Annotated in this window: 24 protein-coding genes and 1 tRNA gene; 7 read left to right on the forward strand and 18 right to left on the reverse strand. The window is 56.7% G+C overall.

Features of this window, described 5'->3' with window-relative positions:
• The first annotated feature begins 22 nt into the window (after positions 1-22).
• Together cheB and HY751_12300 are read left to right on the forward strand one after the other, a co-directional pair.
• A complete protein-coding gene (gene cheB, locus HY751_12295; protein MBI4667175.1) occupies positions 23-1,123 on the forward strand; it encodes a chemotaxis-specific protein-glutamate methyltransferase CheB in 1,101 nt (366 codons plus the stop codon).
• The gene (locus HY751_12300) at positions 1,120-1,962 is read left to right on the forward strand and encodes a protein-glutamate O-methyltransferase CheR (GenBank protein ID MBI4667176.1); all 843 of its coding nucleotides are present in this window, start codon (positions 1,120-1,122) and stop codon (positions 1,960-1,962) included. Before cheB ends, HY751_12300 begins: the two co-directional genes overlap by 4 nt.
• 11 nt (positions 1,963-1,973) lie before the next feature.
• Here the strand turns inward: HY751_12300 and HY751_12305 are convergent, their stop codons facing one another.
• The 10 genes from HY751_12305 to HY751_12350 all read right to left on the reverse strand — a co-directional run bounded on the left by HY751_12305 (position 1,974) and on the right by HY751_12350 (position 13,103).
• Positions 1,974-3,164 (reverse strand): GAK system CofD-like protein, encoded by a 1,191-nt coding sequence (locus HY751_12305; protein ID MBI4667177.1) that lies wholly within the window; start codon positions 3,162-3,164, stop codon positions 1,974-1,976.
• A 6-nt stretch (positions 3,165-3,170) separates the two neighbouring features.
• Positions 3,171-4,235, reverse strand: coding sequence for an HprK-related kinase B (locus HY751_12310; GenBank protein MBI4667178.1), 1,065 nt, complete (start codon positions 4,233-4,235; stop codon positions 3,171-3,173).
• A 13-nt stretch (positions 4,236-4,248) separates the two neighbouring features.
• Complete coding sequence (locus tag HY751_12315; protein MBI4667179.1) at positions 4,249-5,130, reverse strand: GAK system ATP-grasp enzyme; 882 nt, start codon at positions 5,128-5,130, stop codon at positions 4,249-4,251.
• 11 nt (positions 5,131-5,141) lie between these two features.
• Entirely contained in the window at positions 5,142-6,782 is a 1,641-nt protein-coding gene (locus HY751_12320) for a phosphotransferase (protein MBI4667180.1), read from the reverse strand.
• A gap of 21 nt (positions 6,783-6,803) precedes the next feature.
• Positions 6,804-7,064: an amphi-Trp domain-containing protein gene (locus tag HY751_12325; GenBank protein ID MBI4667181.1), complete on the reverse strand. Its 261-nt coding sequence runs from the start codon at positions 7,062-7,064 to the stop codon at positions 6,804-6,806.
• On the reverse strand, positions 7,061-7,339 hold the full coding sequence (locus HY751_12330; protein ID MBI4667182.1) for an amphi-Trp domain-containing protein: 279 nt from the start codon (positions 7,337-7,339) through the stop codon (positions 7,061-7,063). The genes HY751_12325 and HY751_12330 overlap by 4 nt, the downstream gene beginning before the upstream one ends.
• A gap of 11 nt (positions 7,340-7,350) precedes the next feature.
• Complete coding sequence (locus tag HY751_12335; GenBank protein ID MBI4667183.1) at positions 7,351-8,532, reverse strand: hypothetical protein; 1,182 nt, start codon at positions 8,530-8,532, stop codon at positions 7,351-7,353.
• A gap of 99 nt (positions 8,533-8,631) precedes the next feature.
• A complete protein-coding gene (locus HY751_12340; protein MBI4667184.1) occupies positions 8,632-9,684 on the reverse strand; it encodes a prolipoprotein diacylglyceryl transferase in 1,053 nt (350 codons plus the stop codon).
• Positions 9,681-10,718, reverse strand: coding sequence for a phosphatidylserine decarboxylase (locus tag HY751_12345; GenBank protein MBI4667185.1), 1,038 nt, complete (start codon positions 10,716-10,718; stop codon positions 9,681-9,683). Before HY751_12345 ends, HY751_12340 begins: the two co-directional genes overlap by 4 nt.
• 33 nt (positions 10,719-10,751) lie before the next feature.
• Positions 10,752-13,103 (reverse strand): hypothetical protein, encoded by a 2,352-nt coding sequence (locus tag HY751_12350; GenBank protein ID MBI4667186.1) that lies wholly within the window; start codon positions 13,101-13,103, stop codon positions 10,752-10,754.
• 385 nt (positions 13,104-13,488) lie between these two features.
• Here HY751_12350 and HY751_12355 point away from each other — a divergent pair, with 385 nt between their 5' ends.
• Positions 13,489-13,845 (forward strand): amphi-Trp domain-containing protein, encoded by a 357-nt coding sequence (locus HY751_12355; GenBank protein ID MBI4667187.1) that lies wholly within the window; start codon positions 13,489-13,491, stop codon positions 13,843-13,845.
• A 90-nt stretch (positions 13,846-13,935) separates the two neighbouring features.
• On the opposite strand, the gene HY751_12360 is transcribed toward HY751_12355, so the two are convergent.
• Positions 13,936-15,846 (reverse strand): GGDEF domain-containing protein, encoded by a 1,911-nt coding sequence (locus HY751_12360; protein MBI4667188.1) that lies wholly within the window; start codon positions 15,844-15,846, stop codon positions 13,936-13,938.
• A 154-nt stretch (positions 15,847-16,000) separates the two neighbouring features.
• On the opposite strand from HY751_12360, the gene aroE reads away from it, so the two are divergent.
• The 4 genes from aroE to HY751_12380 all read left to right on the forward strand — a co-directional run bounded on the left by aroE (position 16,001) and on the right by HY751_12380 (position 19,776).
• Positions 16,001-16,927, forward strand: a complete 927-nt coding sequence (gene aroE / locus HY751_12365) for a shikimate dehydrogenase (protein MBI4667189.1) — start codon at positions 16,001-16,003, stop codon at positions 16,925-16,927.
• 7 nt (positions 16,928-16,934) lie between these two features.
• A complete protein-coding gene (locus tag HY751_12370) occupies positions 16,935-18,011 on the forward strand; it encodes a type IV pilus twitching motility protein PilT (protein MBI4667190.1) in 1,077 nt (358 codons plus the stop codon).
• Positions 18,012-18,440: 429 nt separating this feature from the next.
• A complete protein-coding gene (locus tag HY751_12375) occupies positions 18,441-19,004 on the forward strand; it encodes a hypothetical protein (GenBank protein ID MBI4667191.1) in 564 nt (187 codons plus the stop codon).
• A gap of 445 nt (positions 19,005-19,449) precedes the next feature.
• Complete coding sequence (locus HY751_12380) at positions 19,450-19,776, forward strand: antitoxin (protein MBI4667192.1); 327 nt, start codon at positions 19,450-19,452, stop codon at positions 19,774-19,776.
• Positions 19,777-19,786: 10 nt separating this feature from the next.
• On the opposite strand, the gene HY751_12385 is transcribed toward HY751_12380, so the two are convergent.
• The 7 genes from HY751_12385 to HY751_12415 form a co-directional block, all read right to left on the reverse strand.
• A complete protein-coding gene (locus HY751_12385; protein ID MBI4667193.1) occupies positions 19,787-20,863 on the reverse strand; it encodes a hypothetical protein in 1,077 nt (358 codons plus the stop codon).
• Positions 20,864-21,062: 199 nt separating this feature from the next.
• Complete coding sequence (locus HY751_12390) at positions 21,063-21,656, reverse strand: hypothetical protein (GenBank protein MBI4667194.1); 594 nt, start codon at positions 21,654-21,656, stop codon at positions 21,063-21,065.
• Between the two features lie 42 nt (positions 21,657-21,698).
• A tRNA-Leu gene (locus HY751_12395) sits at positions 21,699-21,786 on the reverse strand.
• A gap of 63 nt (positions 21,787-21,849) precedes the next feature.
• Positions 21,850-22,794: an OmpA family protein gene (locus tag HY751_12400; protein MBI4667195.1), complete on the reverse strand. Its 945-nt coding sequence runs from the start codon at positions 22,792-22,794 to the stop codon at positions 21,850-21,852.
• A 1-nt stretch (position 22,795) separates the two neighbouring features.
• Positions 22,796-23,653, reverse strand: a complete 858-nt coding sequence (gene motA, locus HY751_12405; GenBank protein ID MBI4667196.1) for a flagellar motor stator protein MotA — start codon at positions 23,651-23,653, stop codon at positions 22,796-22,798.
• 10 nt (positions 23,654-23,663) lie between these two features.
• Positions 23,664-24,179, reverse strand: coding sequence for a PilZ domain-containing protein (locus HY751_12410; GenBank protein ID MBI4667197.1), 516 nt, complete (start codon positions 24,177-24,179; stop codon positions 23,664-23,666).
• 229 nt (positions 24,180-24,408) lie between these two features.
• Complete coding sequence (locus tag HY751_12415) at positions 24,409-25,278, reverse strand: hypothetical protein (GenBank protein MBI4667198.1); 870 nt, start codon at positions 25,276-25,278, stop codon at positions 24,409-24,411.
• Positions 25,279-25,280 lie beyond the last annotated feature (2 nt).

Consider the following 25,280-nt stretch of genomic DNA (forward strand, 5'->3'; position numbering starts at 1 on the left):
CTATTATCCATTGGAAGCAGTCATGAAGTTGAAAGCCATAATCGCCGATGACATGGTGCTGTTCCGGCGGCTGTTGTCGGACGCCATGTCCAGCCTGCCGGACGTTGAAGTGGCGGGTGTCGCCGCCAATGGGGCCATAGCCCTGCGCCTGCTTGAGGAGAAGAAAGCGGATGTGGTGTTCATGGACGTTTACATGCCCGAGATGGACGGCCTGGAGGCGCTGAAGCGTATCAGGATATCCAACCCGGCCACGCAGGTGATAATGGTGAGCGGCGTGGCCGACCGGGAGGCGGACGTGGTAATAGGCGCCCTCAGGATGGGCGCGCTGGATTTCATAAGAAAACCCGCGGGCCCCAACGCCACGGCGAACCTTATGACACTCCGGAAGGATGTGGAGCGGGCGCTGGATGTCGTGAGGGCCAGGCTTGCGCCCGGATATAAACCCAGGGCGCGCCTGTCAACCACGGCGCAGGCGCCAGGCAAGGCCACCGCCGCGGCACCCGTGGCGGCCAGGCCGAAAGTGGAGCCCGGCCAGTTTTCCTTACTGGCCATCGGCTCATCCACGGGAGGACCCGAAGCGCTGGCGAAAATAATACCCCTTCTGCCAGCGGGGTTCCCACTGCCAGTGGTTATCGTTCAACACATGCCCCCGGTGTTCACCGCCGTTCTTGCGGAAAACCTCGCCAGGCAGTCGCGCATAAGGGTGCGGGAGGCCGCCGATGGCGACCGGCTTGAAAGCGGCCTGGCGCTTATAGCCCCGGGAGGGCGGCATATGACCGTGAAAAAAAACGGCGGCGGTTACCTGGTGGAACTGAACGACGGCCAGCCGGAGAACAGTTGCAGGCCCTCGGTGGATGTGCTTTTCAGGTCCCTGGCGGAAACTTTCGCCGACAAATGGGTGCTTTCGCTGGTGCTCACCGGCATGGGGCAGGACGGAATGAAAGGGGTGGAAATCCTGAGAAAGAAGAATAAATGCCTGTCGCTGGTCCAGTCGCGCGAGACATGCGTAATATATGGCATGCCCCGGGCGGTGGAGGAAAACGGGTTGGCGGACAGGGCCGTGCATTTAGACGAGATAGCCAGGGAGCTTGCGGCCCTGGCCAGCAAGAATAACAGCATATGAAACAGGTCCATTTAAGCGACAGCGAGTTTTCGTTGCTGGCCCAGCTTATTGACAGGGAGATGGGAATATTCCTTGAGAAGGACAAGAAATATTTCGTTGAGACCAAGCTCAAACCGTTACTGCATGAAATGGGGCTTCACAGTTTCCTCGATCTTTATCACAAAGCCGCTAGCGCCCCAGGCCACCATCTGGCGCAGGCAATGGCCGAGGCCCTAACCACCAACGAGACAAGCTGGTTCAGGGACGGCGGGCCGTACAAAGCCCTGGAGAAAGAAATTTTCCCAAAGACCGCCCGGACCGTCCATGACCACCGGCGTGGCAAAATACGCGTATGGTCGGCGGCCTGCTCCACCGGGCAGGAGCCTTACTCCATCGCCATGGCGTTTCTGGAGTCATTGGACGGCGGGCATATAACGGACCATGTGGGATTGGAGATAACGGCCACCGATATTAGCAAGGACGCGTTGGCGGCCGCCCAAAAGGGAAGGTACGACCAGCTGGCCATCGAGCGTGGCATGCCCAAGGACCGGCTGGAAAAATATTTCAGCCCTGACGGAAAAGAGTATGAACTGTCTGGCGATGTGAAAAAATTGGTTCACTTCAAGCATTTCAATCTGAAAAAAAGCCTCCACGAGCTAGGCATGTTCGACATAATATTCCTCCGGAACGTGGCTATTTATTTTTCAGCGGAATTCAAGAAAGACCTTATGGCCAGAACAGCCGGGGCGCTACGGCAAGAAGGCTACCTTTTTCTGGGCTCGTCCGAGTCCGCCGCAGGTTACAAAAACCTTTTTGCGCTCCATCATGGACATGGAGCCATCTATTATCAGAAGATTTAATCCCCTTTGGCTTAGGTAAGTGACAAGAGGACGGGCAGTAACAGTTTTTCATCGTAATACGGGCCGCTTTGCTCGCTTATAAGTGGGGTGTCTATGACGGTGATCCCCATTTCCCTTACATGCTCCAGCTCCAGCGGCCACGGATATGAGCCGTTAACTGTGTCCACCACAACATAATTTAACAACCGGTCAATTTTACCCCCGCCGCTTCTGGCAAGATATTTAACCAGCGTCTCCACGCAATCGCCCACGGTCATGCCCACCTGCTCCGGGTCGTGCCCCGAATTGGGGATGTAAACTTTGGGGCATTCGTTCATCGTTACGCAACGCCCCACGCCGGAGGGCAGCAGGTTGGCCACCACGCTGGAGTAAAAACTGCCCATGGGGTAGCAGATAAGCTCCGCCTGGCCGATCATCTCCTCGGTCTTTCTGCGTATGCCAACATCCACAGGCTCTTCGGATGCCAGGTTGCGGGTGGTGTACATGTTCCTGATGGGGAAAAGGATGGGGCCGTTTTCCTTGCCTGTGAAAAGGTGCTGGCCTACTATCACGTCCCCATTCTCCAGCTCCACGGCCAGATGGCGGCTTTTATTTACCGTAGGGCGCACAACACCTCTGGCTTCCACCAGCCGGGAAAATAGGAATATAACGGGATCCAGATGCCTGCCGTTGTTCAAGTAGCCGCCGGTGAGAATAAGATTCCCCACCGAGGCCCCCTTCAGGTCGAACCCGTCTGGCATAACGGAGCGAAAATAACCCAGGTGGTTCCGTATTATCTTGCGCATGGGGTCGTTTATGGCGGCCACCATTGGGTCATGACCGGCTATCAACCGCTCCAGTGTGGTGAAAAGGGCGTTGTTGTCCGAGTCTTTGGGCATGCGCCTCGCGAAAAGCTTGTAAACCTCCGGCGCTCCCAACGCCGACTGGTCGGCCAGCGCCATAAGCCTGTTGCGCACGTCCCCAACGGCTGGCATGTGGAACGCTTTACGGAGCGCGGCGGAGCTTCCGCCGGAATCGAAAGGCGTTACCAGATGGATGGAGTTGTGGGTGTAACGCGCCAGTTCGCGGCTGAGCCCGGAGAGGGCGGAGCCGCCACTGAAAAATAATATCCGGGGCCCAAGCTCCGGAGCCCTGGCGTACCGGGCCACGCGAATAGGGTCGGGTATGGAAACCTTCCGCGTGACCTTTACCGAAAAAGCCACGTCCGCTTATTGTCCTCCGAGTATGTCCAGACATACTCCGGTGGCCTGGTCGAAATCCACCCCGCCGGTGATCTCATATACATCCGTTCGTTCCAGAACGTCCAGGTATTGCTCCTCCGATGGCGGCGTATCGCTTCCATCGCCATCAGGCAGGTAGAAAAGACCGGCGGATTTCATGAAGGCGGCCAGCAGGTCCCGCCTTTCCCGCGGGTCCACCCGGCGTGCGTCGAAGCTTTCCACTCCCCGGCTCCAGTTAAGTATAACCAGGCTGGACATCACCCCGGCCAGGGTGAACCTGCCTTTGCCGTATAGGTCGTCTATGAACACGTCGTACTTATGCTCCAGCCGCCACAACTCGTCGGGCCCCAATGACGAGAAACGGTCACGATCCTCGGGAGTCATCACGGCTTTCAGTTTTTCGTTGTTGAGGGCCGTGCCGGGATTAATGCGGGGAAGCTTGGCTACCCCTTTCATTACCGCCACATTCCCTTCCCGTCTTACCATCAGCCGGTCGTTGCTTATAAAGTCCAGCCCATGCCCTAGCAAATGGAGGGCAAGGGTGCTTTTTCCCATGCCGGAGAAACCGGCTACCGCCAGCCCCCGGCCGCCCGCCGCCACGCCAGCGGCATGGGCCAACAGGCTACCCGCGGAAAGCTCCGCCTGGATAAACCGGCTGTTGATAAAGTTGACCACCTGGTTGTCGTTGTCCAGCGAGGGCCCAACCGCCAGGTTTAACCCCGGGCCGAACGCGAACACCATACCGGTGAGCCTTTTGCGCACAACGCGGCCGTCGGCGAATTCGATATACTCTTCCTTTATCCTGGTTTTTCCAGGGTCAGGTTGTTTTATGGTTAACGACTCGCCGGGGAATTCCGGGGCGGGGCCGTCTATGGCGTATATCCTTATACCCTCCCTCCCGGTTCCGCTTACGATGAATCCGTCGAAATAGCGTTTAAGCTTTTCCAGCAAAGAGGCGGAATTGGAAAAAATGGTCATCCGTATCCCGTCGAACGCAAGATCCATCCGCTCGCTGGCGGGGTTCCGGGAAAGTGTCTCTTCGGCCACGCCCATTACCGATCCGGTTTTAATCGCCATTGCCTACCTTTCGAATAACGTAATCCGCGTATAACTGGGCCGCGTCCACGCCGCAACCTTCCAATAATCCCCGGAACCCTCCGAACGCCGACACCTCGAACACCACCGGGCCATCACTGGTTTCGGCGATGTCCACTCCCGTGAAATCCAGCCCGAACAGTGACTGCGCGCGCCCGGCCATATCTATCATTTCCTTGGGCGGGGAGAATTTCTCGTATTTACCGCCACTATTGATAGTGGTGTTCCACGAGCCCCGGCTCACCCTGGCGTACGCCGCCAGGTATTCGCCGCCAAGGAACGCAAGGCCCAAGTCCCTTCCCGGCAGGCTGATTTTTTTCTGAATGTACATGACGGGGTTCCCGGCTATCTTGAACCTCTCCACCTCATCCCTTGCTCCGGAGCCGCTACTTATTAGCGCCATTCCCCTGGCCTTGGTGGAGAACATGGGTTTGAACACCGCCTCTCCAAAGCGCTCAACCGCGTCCACGGCATCCTCGACGCCTTCTGTGATAACTGTGGGTGGCATTGGGATACCACCCAGGGCCAGCGTGGCCGTGCAACTGGCCCGGTTGAGCATCCTGCCTATATTCTCCGGGCTGGAGAAAAAGCGCGTACCCGCCTTACCAGCGGCGCGCAGGATTTCCAGCCTATCCATGGCGTTGGGCGAGTACACCTCGCCGATTTTCTTTACTATCACCCCGTCAAGCGCGCCCATGTCCGCCCCGGCGCATTTAATGCGCCCCGTGCCCATGTCCACCGACATCCTCTCAACGTCTATCACAGCCGAAAATCCCGTCCGGCGCTCCACCGCCTGGGCCAGCCTTTCGGTGGACCAGCCACCAGGTATTCCCGCTACAGCAATTCTTTTCATACGTCCTGTCCTTAAAAAACCACAGCTTCAAGAGGTATCTCAAACTCCTCCCAGGGTTTGCCCTCATGACCCAGGAGTTTCTCCAGGAAATAAACGCCTCTCATGTACATGATCTTGGCGAAATCTTTCTTCGCCACGAACCGTGTGGATGTGATGAAAGAGCGGGCCAGGCCAAGGGTAAGCCTGGCGTTAAACGACGCGTCGCCCATTTGTCCGGCGTATTCGGTGGCGAACCGGTAAAAATCCAGCACCCTCTCATTGATGAGCTGGCGCCGCTCGAAATCGGGCGTCGGGAGCCGGAAATGGGACACCATGAACACCGACACGTCCTGCAGGTAGTCCGATTCCTTGGACCTGTAAAGGTCTATAAAATGGATTCGCTTCTCGCGATGGTCGTAAAGGATGTTGTTGACGTTGAAATCGCCGTGGATGAAAACGGAGAAGGGGGCGCTTAAAGCCGCGTCCAAGTCTTCGGCCCGCCGGATAATTTCATTTAACGACATCACCCTCACCGCGCCGATCTGCTTGGCGGTGGAGCCGAAATAAGGATGGAGCCTGCGGGTTTCGGTCAGGCGCTCTGACAACTGGCGCACATACCCGGCGCTGGCTTTGCTAGGCTTCATGGTTTTAGCCCATACGCGGCTTAAAAGCTCCTTTAAGGCATCATAGGCTTCTTTCTCCTCTTCGCCATCCCCCTTGGTGGCAATCTCCTCGAATGAGTGTCCACCAAGATACTCCAGCAGAAGCGCGCCCTCGGCACTGCCGTTTTGAAACCCGACTATCTCCGGCGTCAGGCCCGGCTCGATTTCTTTCCAGCGGGCAATGTTCTCCCGCTCCATTGCGAGTTTGCGGAGCCTGCCGTGTTTGAAAATGACCTCTTTATCCTTGCCAGGCCCTTCTTTCCTGTGAACCTTGCTTATCCTGCACCCGGAGCGGGTTCCCCAGATGGATTCCACCTCCACATCGGCGATCGCTCCGGAAATATCCGAGGAGGCCAGCGTTTCCTCCAGCACGCGGTATTCGTGGATCTTGAACTTGTCACCCAAAATGGAGAAGATCACCGCCTCGCCGATGTTAAGAAGTGAGTCACCGGCGCGTTCCAGATAGCGGAGTATAAAGAGGGTGGTTATTAGGTCCCCCACGTTCCTGCCGGAGCCCAGTTCCTTCAATATCCTTTCGAAGCTTATTTTGTAAAGCTTGTCTAGCGACATCTCGCTCCGGCATATCTTGAGCGCCAGGGAGATGTCCCGCCCGGCCATGGCCGCCTCCACCCCTTCTATGGCGGAACCCAGTTCGTCAAAAAACGACTCATAGTCATAACGCTTGATGAAATCCTGGGCGGAGAAGTGGCTCATCTGATCGAGGATGTTTATCATGAAGTCGGCGATGCGCTCCAGGTTGGAGGCTATTGTGAGCGTAGCGCGCACGGAATCCGCCGTTCTTTTGTCCGGCGGCTGGCCTCCGACCATCACAGAAAAACATTTGTTCTCGATGACGCTCTTGAGGTTGTCTATGTAATCCTCCCGCTCCCGGATACGCTCCCCAATGCGCGCGTCTCCGCCCTCGATGGCGGCCATGGTGTTTTCAATCTGGCGGATTACCTCGATCACCAGCAGTTTGAACTGCTCGTTTATGCCGGGCTCAACAATCATTCGCTCACGCCAGTACCCGCGCTAGGCTCGGGCCTGCCTCTCTTTCCACTCCAGTTTCACTTTGAGCCGGTAGAAGCCCTCTTTCGGGCTTCCTTCAGCCTTAACCTTCACCATGTCCGCCAATTCCAGGTAAATGTGGCTCTTTTTGGAGCCCAGGAACAGAAGACCCGCTGAAAGGCCATCCACAATTTCCTTGAGGAGCTTGGCTATGGCCTCCCGGTCCTGATACGACTCAAACTCGAACTCGCCTTGCTCTTCCATGGCCATCGGCCGTTCTTTCACTCAACCGCGCCGCTCTTTATGAAAATGCCGTCTTCCGCCGAGGGCTTTTTCTCGTCCCTCCAGGAGAACGAGAGTTTTAGCTTGGCCTTGCCGTCTTTGCGCTTGGCTTCCACCTCCACCTTGATCAAACCGGCCGGCTCCATGCTCAACTGCCTGTCCTTGGATCCCATGGTAAGCTTGCCGCTTCCAAACCCTTCCACCAGCGCGCCCAGGTAGCGCACCACAGCGTCTTTGTGAAGTTCAGCGTCGTAGTTAAACTCGTTTTCCTTTGACATGTTCCCCCCTCTCACGAAAGCCTGTTTTTGTACTCTTCAATCACCCGCCGACGGCTTGCGTTAGCCGCGATGAGCGTTTTGCTGATCGAATGATCGTCCCATGCGGTTTGCACGCCTATCTCCCGCCCGGCCTTCTCCGGGTTCTGGAAACGCGGCTCCTTGGCCTTCTCGCTCATGTGGGTGTCGTCCCCCATGAATATGAGAAGTTGCCTTTGCTTGCCTTTCCTTGTCTTGTTCTGCCGCAGGACAACCTGGATAAGAAACTCAGTGTATTCGTTGGACTGCGGATTCCACACCTCGTATCCGTCCAGGTCGTAGTCGGCCAGCAGGATAGGCCAGAACTGCTCCGGGTGAGGCACAACGACGCCAGCGCCCAGCGACCTGGCCTCCTCTATCACCTCCTCTGTGGAGTAGAAATACGAAAGAGAGAAGTTGGCTTTCACAACCTTTTTAACGGCTCCCACGAAAAGCTGTACACGGTTTATCAGCCGGTCGTCAAGGTGGGCGCGGCATTCGTCTATATAATCGGTCAGCAGTTTGTTTTTCATGGCCACCTGCGGGGTGACCTGCTCTTTGGCGTAAATAATGGCAAGAAGCTTGCCCGCCAGTGTCCTGGCCAGCGCCACAATCTCCTCATTGGCGCCAGTCTCTTGGGCGGGCACGGCCAGCCTGTGCTCAAGCGACGGGTCAACGAGGGTCTCCAGGAACTCCAGCAACTGCCCGGAGCGGTATTTGAAAGTATGCTCCAGCATGGCTTTCAGGGTGTCCGCTCCCTCCACTTTATCCTCGCGCATGTGGAGCAACAGCTGTACCTTCCGGTTGAAACCTTTCGAGTAACAGTCCACCTCCACTCCAGCGAAGCCGTCCATGGCCATGATGATGTTATGCTGGGTCGGGATGACCAGCTCGCGCCGCCTGCTGGGAAACATGTTGTTCACCCTCTCGCGGATGAGGTCCAGCGGGATGTGCTCCGGGTGCCAGTGGACGGCCAGCACAGACTCCTGCCTGGGATAGATCCTGGAAGGCTGGGTAAGCGCCAGCCTTTGCTGGGGCGTAAGCTCCGTGGAGATAACGCGCAGATAGGCCTTCTCGTCCCACTCTGTTATTTCCCGGGAGCTTTGGGCCGCGGAAGGCCGGGGCCGGAGCTGGCGTGGTGGCTTGGGGGCTTCTAATGTCATTGTTCTCTCAGACATCCTGTTTCACTGGCTAAAATACCTCTTCAATTTCATGATAATCCTCCGCGCCTCCGCTCGCCGTTAGGAAGAGGTTAATTCCACTCTTGCAACCTGGCGCTAAACGCAATCCATTCTTACGTAAAACGAAAGACGGCTTGCGGTAACGCGGCTTTTACCGGTGTAGAAGAACGCGGCAAGCCATATTGACTGCAGGAACAGGATCACCCACGGGTCCCATAAAGTCAGAAGGCCCCGGGCCGCGTCTATATTCCCCACATCAGGGGGCTGGCCGATAAGCCACATTACCAGGGCCGCGTAAAACGGCGCCACTATACCCATGATCTGGTAGGCCGATATCTTCCCGCCGCCCCGGTAGTCGGCCCGTAGGGTTTCCGAAAAGACCCGCCAAAACTGGGTGACGGTTATGGATACTATGAACGCCTCCATGAAATAGGCGTTGAGGAACAGCCAGGAGGAAAGGACAGCCTGGGTCATGTAAATCACCGAGGTCATTGCCTGCACTGGAGCCACGGGGACGCCTTCCAGCCCGCCCTCATAGGCGATCTTCTTGGTTTTACCGTGGAAGATCATGCCCAGCCCTTTCAGTGTCTTTTGGCTCCATGGACTTAGCGAAGACAAGGATACCCCGTAACAGCACCCGAAACTCAAACAGGCCAGCCTGCCTATCCCCTCGCCGAAGGAATAGGCCACCGCCGCCGCTGAAATAGCGGGCAGGACCGGCAAACCACCAGCGGGAGTTTCACTGAACAGCCTGTCCACCCCCACGGCAAGCCAGGGGCAAACGATGATACCGGTGAACACCGCCCCGCCCACCGTGAAGGTGTGGAGTTTCCCTTCCACAATTCTGGCCACTATTTTTGAGGCCGGGGCGCACACAAGAAGCGTAAGTATTATGAAGACCACGGCCCCGGTGAACGAGGCGCCAAGAGAGCCGTAGAGGATTATAAAAAGAGCCACGGCGGAGGCGTACGCCGTGGCTGTAAGGAAACCGTACCAGGTGAAATTGACCCCTTCCCACTGCCCCTCGCCTATCTTGCGCGCCGGGGCCGAGGCGATCATCTGCCAGCGTTCGCCGGGAAGGTTGCGGAAGCCCCATGCCAGGGCCATACCCGAAACCAGCGCCAGCCCGGCTATGAACACGCCATTCATGCGTGCCCTCCCCGTTTGAGGTATTCGGGCCAGGCTGTGGCGATAAGGGAACGGGCCCTAAGGTCGGTTTCTATAAGGGGCTGGTCAAAACCCTTGGAGAACCGGCTCTCCACGCCCGGCAGGCGCATGTTGTGGACTATGTCTTCCGCGAACACCGTCCGGCTATGCTCGAAAAGGAGCACTACCGTGCTAGAGCCAGGCCTGAAAAGGCTTTTGGGCATCCCTTTTCGAAGGAACATGCCCGGCTTGATATCCTGCGGGTTTTCGTATTGGCTCTCGCTGTAAACCTGTTTGATCTCGCCTATCATCAGCGCCACCACTTCTATCATTATCACGTGCCCGGCGTTGGCGCCTCCCTCCACGTCGGTATCTATCACGGTCACCACCCGCTTGTTTTTCGAGTACGGCGTAACCTCGGCCACCACTGCTCCGGGATTGCACGAATGGTAGCCGCCGTCTATCTCGTAGATGTCCACTACCCTTCCGGATACCGGCACATGGTTGTAGTGATACTTTTCCGGAGTCAGGCGGAAGATGGCGAAATCCCCGTCCACCATCTTTTCAAGCCAATGGGTTTTGTCATACCCCACCAGATCTTCCATCTCGAAATATTTGCCTTTCAGGTAGATATAAGAGTTCTCCCTGAACGAGCCGATTATCACCCGCGCGTCCGAAGGGGCGACTATGGCGTAAGGGTCGTCAGGCATGGGGCGGGTTTCCCAGTAGCGTATTTTGCGTTCGAAAAGCTTTCTGTAAGTGGTGAAGGTCTCCGGGTCTTCCAGGCATTCCGAAAGGTCTATCTCCCCCTCATCCAGAAACGATTTGCCGCCGAAAAGCCTGTGGCCGAAAGGCATGTCGAAATTGAGATACCCCAGTACCGAGGAACTCCAGGAACTGGTGAGCGCCCGGAACAGCGCCGGGGCGTTTTCCCGGGCGTTGGCGTAAAGATACCGCACGGCGGCGTCACCGAACAGTTTCTCCGTTTTTATCTCGCCACTGTCGCGGTCTATGTACTGATGTTGCGTGGTTTTCATAAATCTGTCCTCCCGTAACGCCGTTTCCGGCGGTCAATCCTTGCCATTCCCATGAATCACCGCCAGGAAAAGCCCGGCAAGCCTTACGATGTCCCCAAGCCTCGCCTTCTCGTCCATGACGCTCTCCTTCACCGAATGGGCGAACTCGGCGGTCTCGGCGGCTATGTCTTTTCCCAGCGCATCCAGAAAAAGGTTGTAGCCTTCTTCCATGTTTTTTCTTCTCAGCCCTTCGCGGTAATACCGCTCCATCGCCGCGTTAAACTCCTCGGCTCCCATTCTCATAGGGGCCTTCGCTCCGGCCTCGCCGGTGGCGGCCTTGGCCATCCGGCCCCAGGCCGACCGTTCCCAAGGCTTGTCAATCCCTTCCATCAGAGACTTTAAGGCTTCGCCCATTCCGAAGGCCTCCACAAGCTCGGCCCCTTCCCTTGCGATAAGGGAAAGGAGCGCCCTGCGGTATTCGCTGTTGTGGATCCGCATATAACCCTGGTACCTGCCGCTGAGTCTTGTGCTATTGGCATGGGATAACACACGAGTCAGGAAACGGTTCGCCGTGCCGGTTTTTACATAAAATGTGGGAAGTCCTATGGCGGAGCCGAAAAATATCTGCCGCCGCTCGCTTTCCATAAATGGGTTGTCGGGGATATGGGAATGATCCACGGCCCCCTCCGCCACAAGTTTGAAGGCCAGCGCGGTTACCAGGGATTGCAGGCTGGCCGCCGCCCCCATGTCCTCCTCGATGTTTTCGAACACGCTGTAATGGCGCCCCTCGAAGCCGAAATATCCCGCTTTGTGGAACTCCCGGAGTTTGTATAGAAGATAGAGCGACATCCGCTCGTCGAACACCCCAAGACTGGCCAGGTCTTTTTTTAACCGCCGGTCGTTATCCAGCCTGCCGTCCAGCGCCGGGCTGGACTCCGTTGAAAGCAGGCACACAAGATAGTCGATGAGTCTGAAATCCGGCACAAAGTCCCCTTTTAACCCGAAGGCGGAACTTACAAGATTGTCCAGCCACAACGGCCCGAAAGGGGTTATGGGAAGCCCGAATACGTTGAGCCTGGCCTTCTTTTTCCACCGGCGCCACAGCATCCGCAGATGGGTAAAATCCAGCTCGTGGGAAAGAAACCCAAGCGCCCGCTCCGGATGGAAGTCGGAAAACGCCAGCCGGTAGGGCGCGGCGCTGTATGTACCCACGAACAACGGCAGGAAATGCTCCACTATCTTTATGACCAGGTCGCCCACCAGTTTTTCGCCGGCCCTTCCGAATCCGCTGTTCTTGTCGGCCCTGGCGGCCGTAAGCCTTTTGCTCCCGATGCTGATGTGGGTACCATTATTGGCCAGGCTTATGTTGGAAACGTTGGGGAGCACAACCAGGTTGCTAGTGATAATCCCGGCGCTCCGGAGCTTAAGCACTGCGTTCAGCTGGCTCCGGGAAAGGGTTTGGTGGCAAAGCCGCATATAGTCGTGCTTGTCCTCACCCCTGTCCCACCCGGAAAGGCATGGGCTCATGTAAAGCTCCCGATAAAACTCGTCGGACACCAGGTCGTTCAACTTCTTCTGCCGGATGGGCGGGTGAGGGGCGAAATACACCATTACCCTCTGCCCGTTGGCGGCCAGGCCGAACCGCTCGTTGGCGTACTGGGCCAACAACTGGATGAACATGTAGCGGAGCGCAGTTTCACGGGCAAGCGCCTTGCCCACGCCGTTTTCCCGGGTAAGGGTGGGGACGTAGAAAGAGCAAATCTCCGGAGACGTGTTATCCGACGAGAAATGCCCCAGCAGTTTTTCGGCCATATCCAGCGCGGGCAGGCTCATCCGCGAGCGAAGGGCTCCAATAAGGTCGGCCAGCGCCAGTTTTAACAGATAGCTAATGGGAACCCTTACTATCTGCTCGCCGCTCTCGGTTAGCAGGAACCTGTCCGAATCGCTCCGGCGCGGCCCGTCGGGAACCCGCTTGTCCTCAAGCATATCCTGCGCCAGCGCCATGTCGGCGTAGTTGTTCAGTAACCTGCGGGGAAACCGGGCCCAGCTGTTCTCCCATACCCCCTGCTTGTTATCGCCCAAAAACTCTTCCAGCTCTGAAAGCCGCTTTTTGGGAGTGTCGCCGGACGCGGCCCTTCTTTCAACATTAGCGAAATAACTGGACGCGGCTATGGTACGGGGAAGGTCCACGCGCTCTTTATCTCCAACCACCACCGCTAAAAGCTCGTTCTCGGCTCCTGCGGTGATATCACCAGGGGTGAAAGGCAACGATTCTATGAACGCGTCCCGCCCGGCATTGGCGTTAACGCCCAGGGATTCCAATATGGTCCCGATGGACGGAAGCCACGAACCGTCATCGCGGACGGCTTCGGGCGCGGGCATTTGAAGCTCTTCCAGACGGCTCATGGTTTACTGCTCCAAGTGTTCGGTTGTTTTCATAACCTGTTAAAATTTTAAGGAAATAAAGTTTTTTCCGGGGTTAGATTACGATTAGTATTTCGTTAGGAGCGCGTCTTTCGTGGCTTTTCCCTTTTGTTTCCCATGCGTTACAAAGGGGACCGTTCATCGCTGAATCCTGCCATGGTGATTTAACCGAAAGTTAAAATCCGGCGGACCCCGCTTCCAATACAATCTCCCATGGGGAAGCCCTGCAAGCGGGCAGAGGCTTTTCCGCATGGCTCATGGCTGGCGAATAATAAAACCGGCCATCTGCTTGCGGGCCGCCAGGCCGGATTGGTGGGCCGGTTGGGCCGATGGGGCTTAAAGTCAGACAGAAAAAAGGAGACCTGACATGAGCAAGAAGGAAGTGGAAGTTAAAGGCAACATGGATCTGAAAACCGCCATAGGCCATTTGGAGGAACTTGTGGCCAGCTTCAAGGCGGGGACGGTATGCATCCAGAACGGGAGCGAGTTTGTAACCCTGAAGCCAAAGCCTGCGGTGACTTTCGAGATGGAAGCGTCCCGGAAAAAGGGCAAGGAGAAACTGTCGCTGGAAATCGGCTGGATGATCGAGAAAATGCCCGTGGAGGAGAACCCCTCTCTCAAAATATCCTCCAAGGAGCCGGAGCAAGTAAAGGTGGAGACGCTCGCCGGCGAGGGTTCCAAGGGTGGAGAAAAGCCTGGCGCGGCCGCAAAACCCGCCCGCTAACCTTTAATACAGGGTTATAGAGCGTCGGCGAAGGCCGGCGCTTTTTTATTTTGATTTTTTATGCGCGGGGGGGATCAAGCTCGTGTCGCCCTATACCTTAAGGCATATGTCACAGAAAGCGGTTACGCTACTGGCCCTCAACGGGCCGGAAGCCGGGATGCCGTTGCAATTGGCGGACAACGACGCCACCACCACCTTGTCCGCCGAATGTTTCGCCTGTTTTTTCAGCTCGGCCAGGATACAGCTTATGTCGTCCACGTTATGCCTGTTGCGTTCCTGCGGCAGAACCAGCGCTCCGGCGGAAACGGTTAGCAACGGGAACCGGCGCGTGTTCCCCTCCCGGTCTTGCGCGGTGAAAAAATCGTTGGCGATATCTTCCGCGGCATACAGGCTTATGGCCTCCGCGGAGAATTTATTCACCAGAGTCTTTACCGTTTCAATAGCGGTATGGCACTTGTCGCCTCGGATTCGGATGGCGGTGAAAAAATCGTCTCCGCCGATGTGCCCTGCGAAAACGTCGTTACCGGCTATCTCCTTTAACAACCCGCCGAAAAGCAGGATGGCCTCGTCCCCTTTCTTGAAACCGTAAGCGTCGTTGAACGGCTTGAAATTGTCGAAATCGAAATAGACCAGCATGTAGGTGGCGCCGTGGGATTCGGCCACCCTGGACATGAAGGCGCTAACCTGCACGTTGCCGGGAAGTTTGGTGAGAGGGTTTTGGTCCCTGGCCACCTGCAAGTTCTTTTCGTAGATGACCCGCAGGATGGACCGCGCGCCAAGCACGCCGATATACTTCCCGTTATTGGTGATAAGCAACCCCTCGGCCTCCTTCTCCAGCGAGAATATCTCCAGGATCCTCTCGGCGCTGGAGCTAAGCTCCGCCACGGGGCACCGGCTTATGAGGCTGTTTATGTTCACCCCCTTTTTTTGAAGGAGGGCCATGCCGTAAAAGTTGTACACGAAGTCCTTTATGTTCTTTTCCCTTATTATCCCCACCGGCTCGTAATCGTCGTTCACCACGGGGATGAAGCTAATGTCCTTGTTGCTTCTGAATGTGTCGAATATCTCCGGAAGGCAAGCCCTGGCGAGGGTGGGCTTGTCCCCCATCAGCCGCACCGGAGCCACCTCCTCCAGCATGGAGAACACCAGCCGGTTGTCGGGCAGGGCAGTGCGCTTGTCTTTTTTGCTGAGCGCCTCGATGTGAGGGTAATGGCGTTGCATGTCCAGGATTATTCCCGAAGGGCTTTGCACCAGGAAACCCTGGATAAGGTCGCACCCCAGGTCCTTGCACAGGTAAAACTCCTCCTTGGTCTCCACCCCCTCGGCTATCACATGGGCGCCTAGTGTATGCACCAGGTTTATGAGGTTGGAGACGAACACCTTCTTCTTCTCGTCATGGTTTATGCCGGAGATGAAAAAACGGTCAATCTTTATATAGTTGGGCTCGGAGTTGTAAAGCAGTTGCATCCCGGAAAAACCCGTTCCAAAATCGTCCAGGGCAATTTTAAAACCGGCCGACTTTATCCTGGAAAATAAGCGGCGCGCCCCGTCCATGGGGCATATCTCGTATTTTTCGGATATTTCCACGCACAGGTCATGTTTGTGGAGCTCGTGTTTGTCCAGGGACGCCTCGATGCCCTCAAGAACCTGTTCGAAGCTGAAGAGCATCCTGTTGTCGAAATTGACGAACAGCTTCGTACGCTTATGGCATTCCGACTGTTTGAATTTGGCCATTACGCTGTCTATGAGCATCAGGTTCAGTCTTACCAGCGAGCCCTGTTCCAGGGCCGTGTCGAACACTTCGCTTATGGAGCCGAACCCCGCGCGCTCGTAACCCCTCAACAGGGCTTCGTAACCCACGCAATAACCCGTGCTTATATTTACTATCGGCTGGAAGGCGAAATCCATGGACTTTACGGCTTCCGTCCAGTCCACATTCACAACTCGCCTGATTTTTCTGAGCATAACGTCGCTACCGTGCGCATCGCGGATATCGTTCATCTCTCCCTTTCTGCGTCAGGGCGCTGATGGATACTCTTGCTGTAAACATAGGGCATCCAGAGGCGGCGGTACGTAAGGATTTAGTTAATTTTGGAGAGGATTTAAACAGGCTGATTTCATTAATCCAGGGCGGCATCAGTTATAATAGACACCCATGAAAAATGAAATTAACGCCGCCAGCTCAACCGCCCCGGCCAAAAGAGCCTTGAAACTTGGCGTTATCGGCCATCCCGTAGGGCACTCCCTCTCACCGGCGTTACATAAAGTGTTCGCCGAGGCAAAGGGGGTGGAGATCACTTACGAAAAATTCGATGTGCCGCCCGCGAAGCTTCCGGAGTTTATGAAAAACGCCGCTTTAGCCCTGGACGGGTTCAGCGTTACCATCCCCCACAAGCTTTCGGTAATGGGATATTTGAGCTCCGCGGACGCCAACTCCACAGCCATAGGCGCGGTGAACACGGTGCTACGCCGCGATAAGGATTTTTTCGGCTATAACACGGACATAGACGGATTCGCCCAGTCTCTGGCGCGGGCCGGTGAGCGGGGCTCCCCCGCCGGTAAAAAGGTTTTCATGTGGGGCGCGGGCGGCGCGGCCAGGGCTGTGGCCAAGGCCATGGGGGCGCAAAAAGCCGGATTGATAACGGTGGCGAACCGGGATCCAGGCAAGGCCGAAGACTTTTGCGGCCTCACGGGGGATACGCCGTGTCTGGTGATGGGAATAGGCGACGAGAAAAAGCTGATTGAATCAATAGTCGCCGCGGATATAATTGTGAATGCCACGTCGGTGGGTATGGCCGGGGGGCCGGATCCGGAGGGTCTGCCGCCCGGGGCTTCGGCCATACGCGCCGGCCAGCTGGTGGTGGACATAGTTTACAAGCCGCTTGTGACGCCTCTGCTAAAGGCGGCGGGAGAGGCAGGGGCGGGAACGCTGGACGGGCTTTGGATGCTTATATACCAGGGCGCCGTGGCGTTCGACATCTGGCTGGGAAACCGGCCTGTGCCGGGCGGTTACCCTGCGCAAAAGGCCAGGGACGCGTTGCTGATGGAACTGGGCGAAAAAAGGGATCAACCAGGGGTTTAAGTGACCTATGGCTAAAATAGACGCGTTTTTCAAATTGATGGCCGAGCAGAACGCCTCGGACCTTCACATGGTCTCGGGCCAGCAACCGGTTCTCCGCATCCATGGCGAGATGGAACGGGTGAAGTACAAGACCCTGGAGAACGAAGAGCTGAAATCCATGCTCTACGAGATATGCCCAGAAGACAAGGTGAAGCATTTCGAGGAAACCGGGGATTTGGACTTCGGTTACGAGATTCCCGGTCTGGCCCGTTACCGCGCCAACTTCTTCATGCAGAAATACGGCATCGCGGCGGTGTTCAGGCAGATCCCGTCGGAGATCCTTACGGCGGACCAGCTGGGCCTGCCGCCGGTGTTCAAGAAGCTGTCCACATTGAACAAGGGGCTGGTGCTGGTTACGGGGCCCACAGGGTCCGGTAAATCCACCACGCTGGCGGCCATTGTGGATCACGCCAACAAAGTGAGGAAAGACCACATCCTCACCGTGGAAGATCCTATCGAGTTCGTGCACAAGTCACAGGGTTGCATAGTCAACCACCGCGAGGTAAGCACCCATACAAAATCGTTCTCGGCGGCGTTGCGCGGCGCTTTGCGCGAAGACCCGGACATTATCCTCGTCGGCGAAATGCGCGACCTGGAGACCATACAGCTGGCGCTGGAGGCGGCCTCCACGGGGCACCTGGTGTTCGGCACGCTTCATACCCAGTCCGCCGCAAAAACGGTGGATCGCGTTATAGACGTGTTCCCCGCCAACCAGCAGGGGCAGATCCGCACCACCCTTTCGGAAACGCTGAAGGCGGTGATAGCGCAGAACCTGTTCCGCAGAATAGACAAAAAGGGAAGGTGCGCGGCGCTGGAGATCCTCATATGCACTCCGGCGGTGGGCAACCTTATCCGCGAAAGCAAAACTTTCCAGATCCCATCGGTTATACAGACCGGGAAAAAGTTCGGCATGATGTCGCTGGATGACGCCATACTGGAGATACTGCAAAAAGGCTGGATATCCCCCGAAGACGCTTATACCAAATCTGTGGAGAAAGCGCGGTTCCTTCCCTTCCTCAAAGAGGCTCCGGACGTTTTCGGTTAATAGATGTCAACTAAGCCGTACAAAATTGAAACGCCCCGGGAGGCGTTGGAGTTCATCGCCGCCCACGACAGTTTCCTGATCTCCAGCCACGTCAACCCCGACGGGGACGGGCTGGGGGCCGTGATGGGCATAAAATGGGCGCTCCTCAAGTTGGGAAAACAGGCGGAGATAGTTATAGACTCCGACCCGCCGGAGATGTTCTCGTTTTTCGAGAACTACGGCTGGATAAAATCCCCGGCGCAATGGCCACAGGGCGCGCCAAAAGCCACCGCCGTCATCACCGCCGACGCGCCCAACCTGGAGCGGCTTGGCGCCGTGGGGGGGCTTATCGCCGATGGGGCCGCGATACTGGCCATAGACCATCACATATCCAGCGAGACTTTCGGGACCGTCAATTTTATTGACGAGCGGGCCGCCGCCTCCAGCGAGATGGTTGTGGCCCTTGTAAAAAGCCTGGGATTATCGCCGGACAAAGCCTGCGCCGAATATCTTTATTCCGGAATCCTCATAGACACGGGGCGGTTCCGGTTCTCCAACACTTCCCCGGCGGTGCTAAACACTGCGGCGGAACTGGTGGCGGCGGGCGTTAAGCCGGACAAAGTATCGGAACGCATTTTTTACCACAACACGCTGGAGACCACCCGCGCCCTGGGCAGGATGATAAACACCATAGCGCTCCACGCCGGGGGCAGGATAGCCACCGCCTATTTCGACCTGCCGTTCATCCAGAGCGACGAGTGGAAGAGTGTGGACACCGAGGGTTTCGTGAACCACGCCCTGGCTATCCGTGGGGTGGAGGTGGCCGTGCTGTTCAAAGAGACAAAAGCCGGCGTCACCCGCGCCAGCCTGCGGGCGAAAAACGATTACGACGTGAACCGTGTGGCTGGCGTTTTCGGCGGCGGCGGCCACGCCAAAGCCTCCGGATGCACCATCAACCAGCCGCTGGAAGACGCCATCAAGACACTGGTGGCGGAGATAGGGAAGGGGCTTTAACCTTTGCGGGCATAACGCGCGTAGCGTTGTTGCAATGATGCCGTAAGCGTTCTCCCGGCTTCGGGAATTCCATTATTCCAGCTTGCGTTTCCATCCGCCGGTGACGCTTTGAGCGTTAACGTCCACCCATATTTCCGCAAAATGTTGACATTTGGGATACAATGTAATCATATTGTGCCGTGAAACGATTTGCTTGGGATGCAAGAAAAAACGCGCTTTTAAGTTCGAGCCGTGGTGTCACTTTTGAGGACGCGCTCATTGAGATATCGGAAGGCCGGTTGCTGGCCGTCCTTAAAAACAAAAAATATCCAGGCCAGCTGATTTACGTCATCAGCTTAAAAAAGTATGTCCATTGTGTTCCGGCCGTCGAGGAAAGGGGCTGTATCAGGCTGATTACCATTTTCCCCTCACGGAAACTGAACGCCAAGCACGGAGAGAGCTTCAAATGAAACGGAAAGCGCCAAGACTTTCAAGGGAAGAAAGCAAAATCGAAAAAACGCTGGATGAAGGCGAATGGACAAGCGCCCCCGAGGCGGAAATCGGCAGGTATGTGAAAATGGCGAAGGCGTTTACGCGCGCGGCCATAAAAGAAGGGCGCGTAAACATCAGGATCGCTGAAAAAGATATCACCAGGCTAAAGAAAATCGCCGACTCCGAGGGCCTTCCTTATCAGACTTTGATGGCTAGCGTTATACATAAGTACGTCAACGGTTTGCTGGTTGACAGGAAACTGCTATCAGAACTGAAGGCCATTGTTCGAACGGGGAGATAGCGGGCCCCCTTTACGCCAGCGGGTCCTGCTGGTCGTAGATTATCTGGTAGCGGATGGGCCGGGCGGAGGTCTCCGACGTTTTGGGTATCAACAGCTGGTTCCTGATCCTCAGCCACGCCACGTCGCTTTTTAAATCCCTCAATTTTCCATCGGCGGGCGGTTTGCTATGCTCGTTGTGGGCGTACACCACCGCGAAAGCCGCCACGCCGAAATCTTTTGTCTCGTGGATCAAAAAATGTTTGCGGAAATCCGGGTCTCCATTTGGGTGGCGCTCGATGTTTTCCATGTCCCGGTTGTCCAGCCGCACCAGGGTGTATTTGGTCACCCCGTTTTCCGAAAGTTTTGTGAACGTCCTGCTCTCCGACGACGACACGAACACCGTGCTGTAAAAAGGCGCCTGCCGAAGGAACTGCGCGGCCATCATGGCCGCCGTGCGCCTGCCCGACACGGTGTGGTGGAACGAGTAGAATTCGAACAGTTTCTCCACCATGTCCAGCGCGTATTCCTCCCCCTTCTCGTAAAGGTCCTTGGAGATGTAGCGAAGCTCTTTGCCCAGCAGTTCGGCGGCGCTGTCCAGCATCCAGTCCACCCGCACATGGTAATGGCTCATGGAGAACCTGGTCTTGTGCTTTATGGAGGCGTCGCGCTGGATAAGCAGGGCATAGTCCACCGGCAGAAGGGCGCGGAGCAGGTCGTAAAACCCGTTGGTCTCGAAATATTTCTGCTTGGTCTGGAACCTGTCGGAAATGTTCAGCCCGGTAAGTTTCAACTCACCCAGGTTTTCTTTCGTGACCTTGTTGTTGTCGAAGAACCGGATGTTCTTTTTCATCTCCGGCGGCATGGCGTCTTCGGAGAAAATGACGATGAAGCTGTTCACAAGCTGGTTCTCCTGCTCCACCACCTTGGAGCGGGGCTTTAGCTCGCGCTTCTCAACGAAGGGGAATTCCGCGCCCGCGTCCAGGAAATTCTGGTAGCTGTCCACCAGCGCGAAATCCATCAGGTACTGTTCCATGTCGTCGCGCAGGAACTTGTACACGGCGCGGCTTCGCTTTTCTTCCCGGCTAAGCTCGTTTTTATGCAACCACATTATTGATTACCTGCCGCTACACCTTTTAGACTGCCAGTAACTTATTGATTTCATAAATTTAACATTATTCCAGAAGCTCTTCAAGGTAAAGGCTTCCGTTTAAGCGCTCAAACTTGCCCGGACGTCATATCTGCGGCATGGTGTGGGCGCCAAACCACGAACCGGGGACTCCGTGTATAAGCCCATCCGGCGCGGATACTTAAGGTGAGATCGTCCCACCCGCCAAAGCGGCTAGATGGGGCGATTCAAAGAAGACGAGTATTATCCCCTCCACCAATGGCTCGTCCATGGAGAAATGGGCGACAGCCAGCGCAAGAGCCCCATCGCCGAAAAAACCGGCGGCCAGTTCCGCAGGGGTCTCCTCGTGATAGGCCGGAACGGAGAAAATGGCCCTCAGCTGAACGGCGTTTGTTATGGAGCCCACCAGGCTGTTTATCATGATGTTCCCCAACTCGCTTAAGGCGCTGGAGCCGGCCTGGCTCAAACCGTTGGCAAGCGGCGGTTCCCCCGTGAGCGCCACAGCCATGTTGGAGGCGGAACCTGGTGGAAATAGTATGGCCGCGGCCCCGGCTATCTGGCCGTGGAACCGCATGGTGATGGCGGAAACGGCGCCAGAGCCCGGAAGGCCCATGAGATTGGCGGCTTCCCGGGCCGTGACCACATCCAGCCTGACGGGGGTTAGCCGGGCCGTTCCTCCGGTCATGGCGTTGAGCGCGGCGATGCCGCTGTTTATGCCGATGCGGACCATCCCGGTGATGGCGCTCTTATGCTCCGGTGTCAGCGTTACGGTCATGCCATCCCTTTAAGCATGCGTACACCCCATGAGCTGGTATTTTGGTGCCGGAAGCGGGAATCGAACCCGCACAGCGCTAAGCGCCGGGGGATTTTAAGTCCCCTGCGTCTACCAATTCCGCCATCCCGGCACAGGTTGGATTTTATCACGCAAGGGTGGGGGAGTTCACCAGTATGTTAAGTCTAAACGCCGGTTATTCCTTCAGAAAATCCGGTTTTCCACCCCGGGAAGGCAGTCCCATGTCGCCGATGATCTTGGATCTGTCTATGGGAACTATTTTCTCCGGCTCCGGCGCAGGTTGCGGAGCGGATGGCGCGGGCTCTGTTGGTATTATGGAGAAACTCTTGGCGCCTTCCGCCTCGGGCTTTGGAGTTTCCGGGATCACCAACAGGCTGATCCGGCGGTTTCGCGGGTCGAAAAGGTCGTCCTTTATCAGCGGATCCCTGTCCGACATGCCCACTATCTTCGCAAACCGGCCCGGATCCAGCCCGTTTCCCTCCAGTTCCCTGCGGGCGGCCGAAGCGCGGTCTGTGGAAAGTTCCCAGTTGGTTATCATCCCGCCCTTGAACGGCGACGAGTCGGTGTGCCCCTCGATTATTATCTGGTTGGGGATGTCTTTCAGGTTTTCCGACACCACCTTGAGGATATCCCTGCCTCGGCTTGTTAGCGAGTCCGACCCTAGGTCGAAAATGGGTTTCCCGGCCATGTCCACGATCTGGATTTTAAGCCCGCTGTCGGTGATCTCCACCAGTATCTGCTCCTTTAGCCCCTTAAGCTTCTCCTTTATTTCCTTCTCCAGCTTTTCCTTGAGCATCTCCGCGGGGGCCTCGTACATCCCCTTCACCCGGATGTTTTTTTGTGACGTGCCAAGCCCAGTCTCTTTGAGCACACTTTCGGTGCCCGGCATGAACGACTGGCCGTGCTCGAACACGGAGAAATGCTTGAAGAAGTCCGCCAGCACCACCTTACGGTCTGGAGAGACCATGGAGATGAGCCACAGCAGAAGAAACAGGGCCATCATGGCGGTGACGAAATCGGCGTAGGCCACCTTCCAGCTTCCGCCGTGGTGGCCTCCGTGGCCCTTCTTTTTCTTCTTGATGATGAAGATCTTGGGCTTTTCGCCCCCCTTTTCGGCCATGTTACTTCTTGTGCCTTAGGGCTTCCTCCACCTGGGCGAAAGGCGGCCTGGCGGTGGTTGGGATGACGCGCCGGCCGAACTCCACCGAAATTTGCGGAGGGGCGCCGCGGATGAAGGCCATAATGGCCACCTTCAACACTGTTATGTATTCAAAATCCTCCTTGGCCACCATCTCCAGGGCGCGCGCCAGCGGCCCCATAAATCCGTAGGACAGCAAGACGCCAAGGAACGTGCCCACCAGCGCCGAACCAATGGAATGGCCCAGCACTTCCGGCGGCTCGCCCATCTTCTGCATGGTGAGCACTATGCCCAGCACCGCCGCCACTATCCCAAGGCCCGGCAGGGCGTCCGCCACGGTGTTCACGCTGGCCGACGGCGTAAGCGCCTCCTCATGGTGGGCCTCAAGCTCGGTGTCCAGCAGGGCTTCCAGCTCGTGCGATTCTATGGTGGTGGTCATGACCGTGCGCAGGGTGTCGGTTACGAAATCCAGGGCGTGGTGGCGCGCAAGGAAACGGGGGTATTTGGAGAATATCTTGCTTTTCGCGGGGCTGTCCACGTCGGACTCTATGGATATAAGCCCGTCCTTCCTTATCTTGCTGAAGATGTCGTTCAACAGCAGGAGAAGCTCCATGTAGTCGTCCTTGGAATAGGCCGCCTTGTTGGTTATCACCCTCATGAAAAAATCCAGGACCGCCTTGTGCACCTTTAACGGGTAGCCGATGATAAAGGCCCCCACCGACGCGCCGCCGATGATCACAAGCTCCGCCGGTTGCCACAGGACGGAAAGGTTCCCGTGTTCCATCAGGTACCCGCCTATTACCGCCACGGCGACTACGACGGATCCGATTATGGCGAACATTTTTTAACCTCTAATACCCTTCTTCATGTTTTTCGCGGAGGATGTCCCGCTCGCGCCGGAAAACAAAGTCCACTATCTTGTCACGCACGGTTTCGTCCATGGAGATGAACTCCACGCCTACACGGTTACCGCTCTCCAATTTCTCCACCGACTCGACTTTCCCGTAAATGTATAAGGCCAAAGGCGACACCGATGGCAGGACAAGCTTGATCTCCAGCGTGTCTCCCGGCTGGTATTCGGTCCTGGTGATAAAAGATATCCCCCCGCCGCTGATGAGCACATGCCGCATGGGCAACGAGGAAAATCCTTCCCGCTGTAGGGTGAGGATGTGCAAAATGGCGTCCAGTTTGGAGTTTATCAGCGTCATCCATTCCGACAGCGCCTCGTTTTCCACCACAGGCGGCTCCGCAAACTCCGCCACCACAGCGTCTTCGACAGTGCGTGAGGTGAGGTTTTCCAAAACGTCTGGCGGCACGGCCTTGGCCGACAGGGGTATGTGCGCCTCCACGTGTGAAAATTGTCTCATTTCAAACTCTCTCAACCAATGAAAGTGTCCAAATTTTGGCGCTATAAACTGAACGCCGCCAGTAAAAATACAATGCAATACGGATGCCGGATGGGCGATGGTCGCTTTAAACACTTCCCGCCGGGGGCAGGAAACGCCATTGCCGGTATTATGGGCCTGACAGCGGACGGCGCCTATCGCCGGCGGTGGCGCGGACGAGTTGGCCGGAGACAATATTTTGACGGCGGATTTACTCGACGGCAAAAACCTCCGCGTCCGAGGTGGACTGTTTGAGCGTCACCAGCCTCTCCTGCGCGGAAGCGTGGTTTAATGACCCTCCTGGCGACATAAGCCCCAGTATCTCGAACACCAGGTTCGCCCCTTCCTGCGAATATCCTGTTTCGCGCAACGCTTCGGCGGCGAAAAGGTCGGCCCTGGTCTCCTCATCTTCCAACGGGGCATATTCACCCAATGGGGTTTGTTGTCGCGCCAGTTGCGAATGGCCCAGCTCGTGATAAGTGACGAAGGCAAGCGCGGAGGCGAAAAGGGCGCCAGCCTCGCCGGTCATGGTTTCATTTTGTGTGGAGTCAATCGGGGAATTGTAAATCCCGGCTTCGGCGTCCATTGCTATTTTCAATAGCGCCCCGTCATAGGCCGCGCCGGAGCCATACAAAACCTTGGCCGTGGCCGCGTCGTTTAATAAGGAAAGCAAACCCTCATGGAGCACAACAAGGGAATCATACGAATACGCGGCCACTTTGGAGCCTGCGCACACCCGCACCGCAACGCCGTTTTCCGGCGCGTCCGGATGCCCCACGGGAACCGGCCAGGGCGCCCCGTCGGCTACCAGGCCGTTGAACCGCGCCACCACGTCGTCCAAAACCATTCCGGCCTGGCCCGTGGCGGCGGCGCAACCGGGGTCGGCCAGCAGGGCCTGTTCTTCTTCCATGGCCCTGGCGTTTGGATTTGCTGTATAGGGCTGATCAACGCTGGATTGGGCCTCGTTTGCGCCAGCCAAAGCGTTTCCAGCGGAGCCCGGCGCCGAGCCGCAGGCGGAGAGCATTAGCATGCCCGCAAAGGTTAATATCCCGGAAACCGCCCTGAACCTGTTTCTTCTCATAA

This window comes from Nitrospinota bacterium, assembly GCA_016208975.1.
Lineage (GTDB): Bacteria > Nitrospinota_A > UBA7883 > UBA7883 > JACRLM01 > JACQXA01.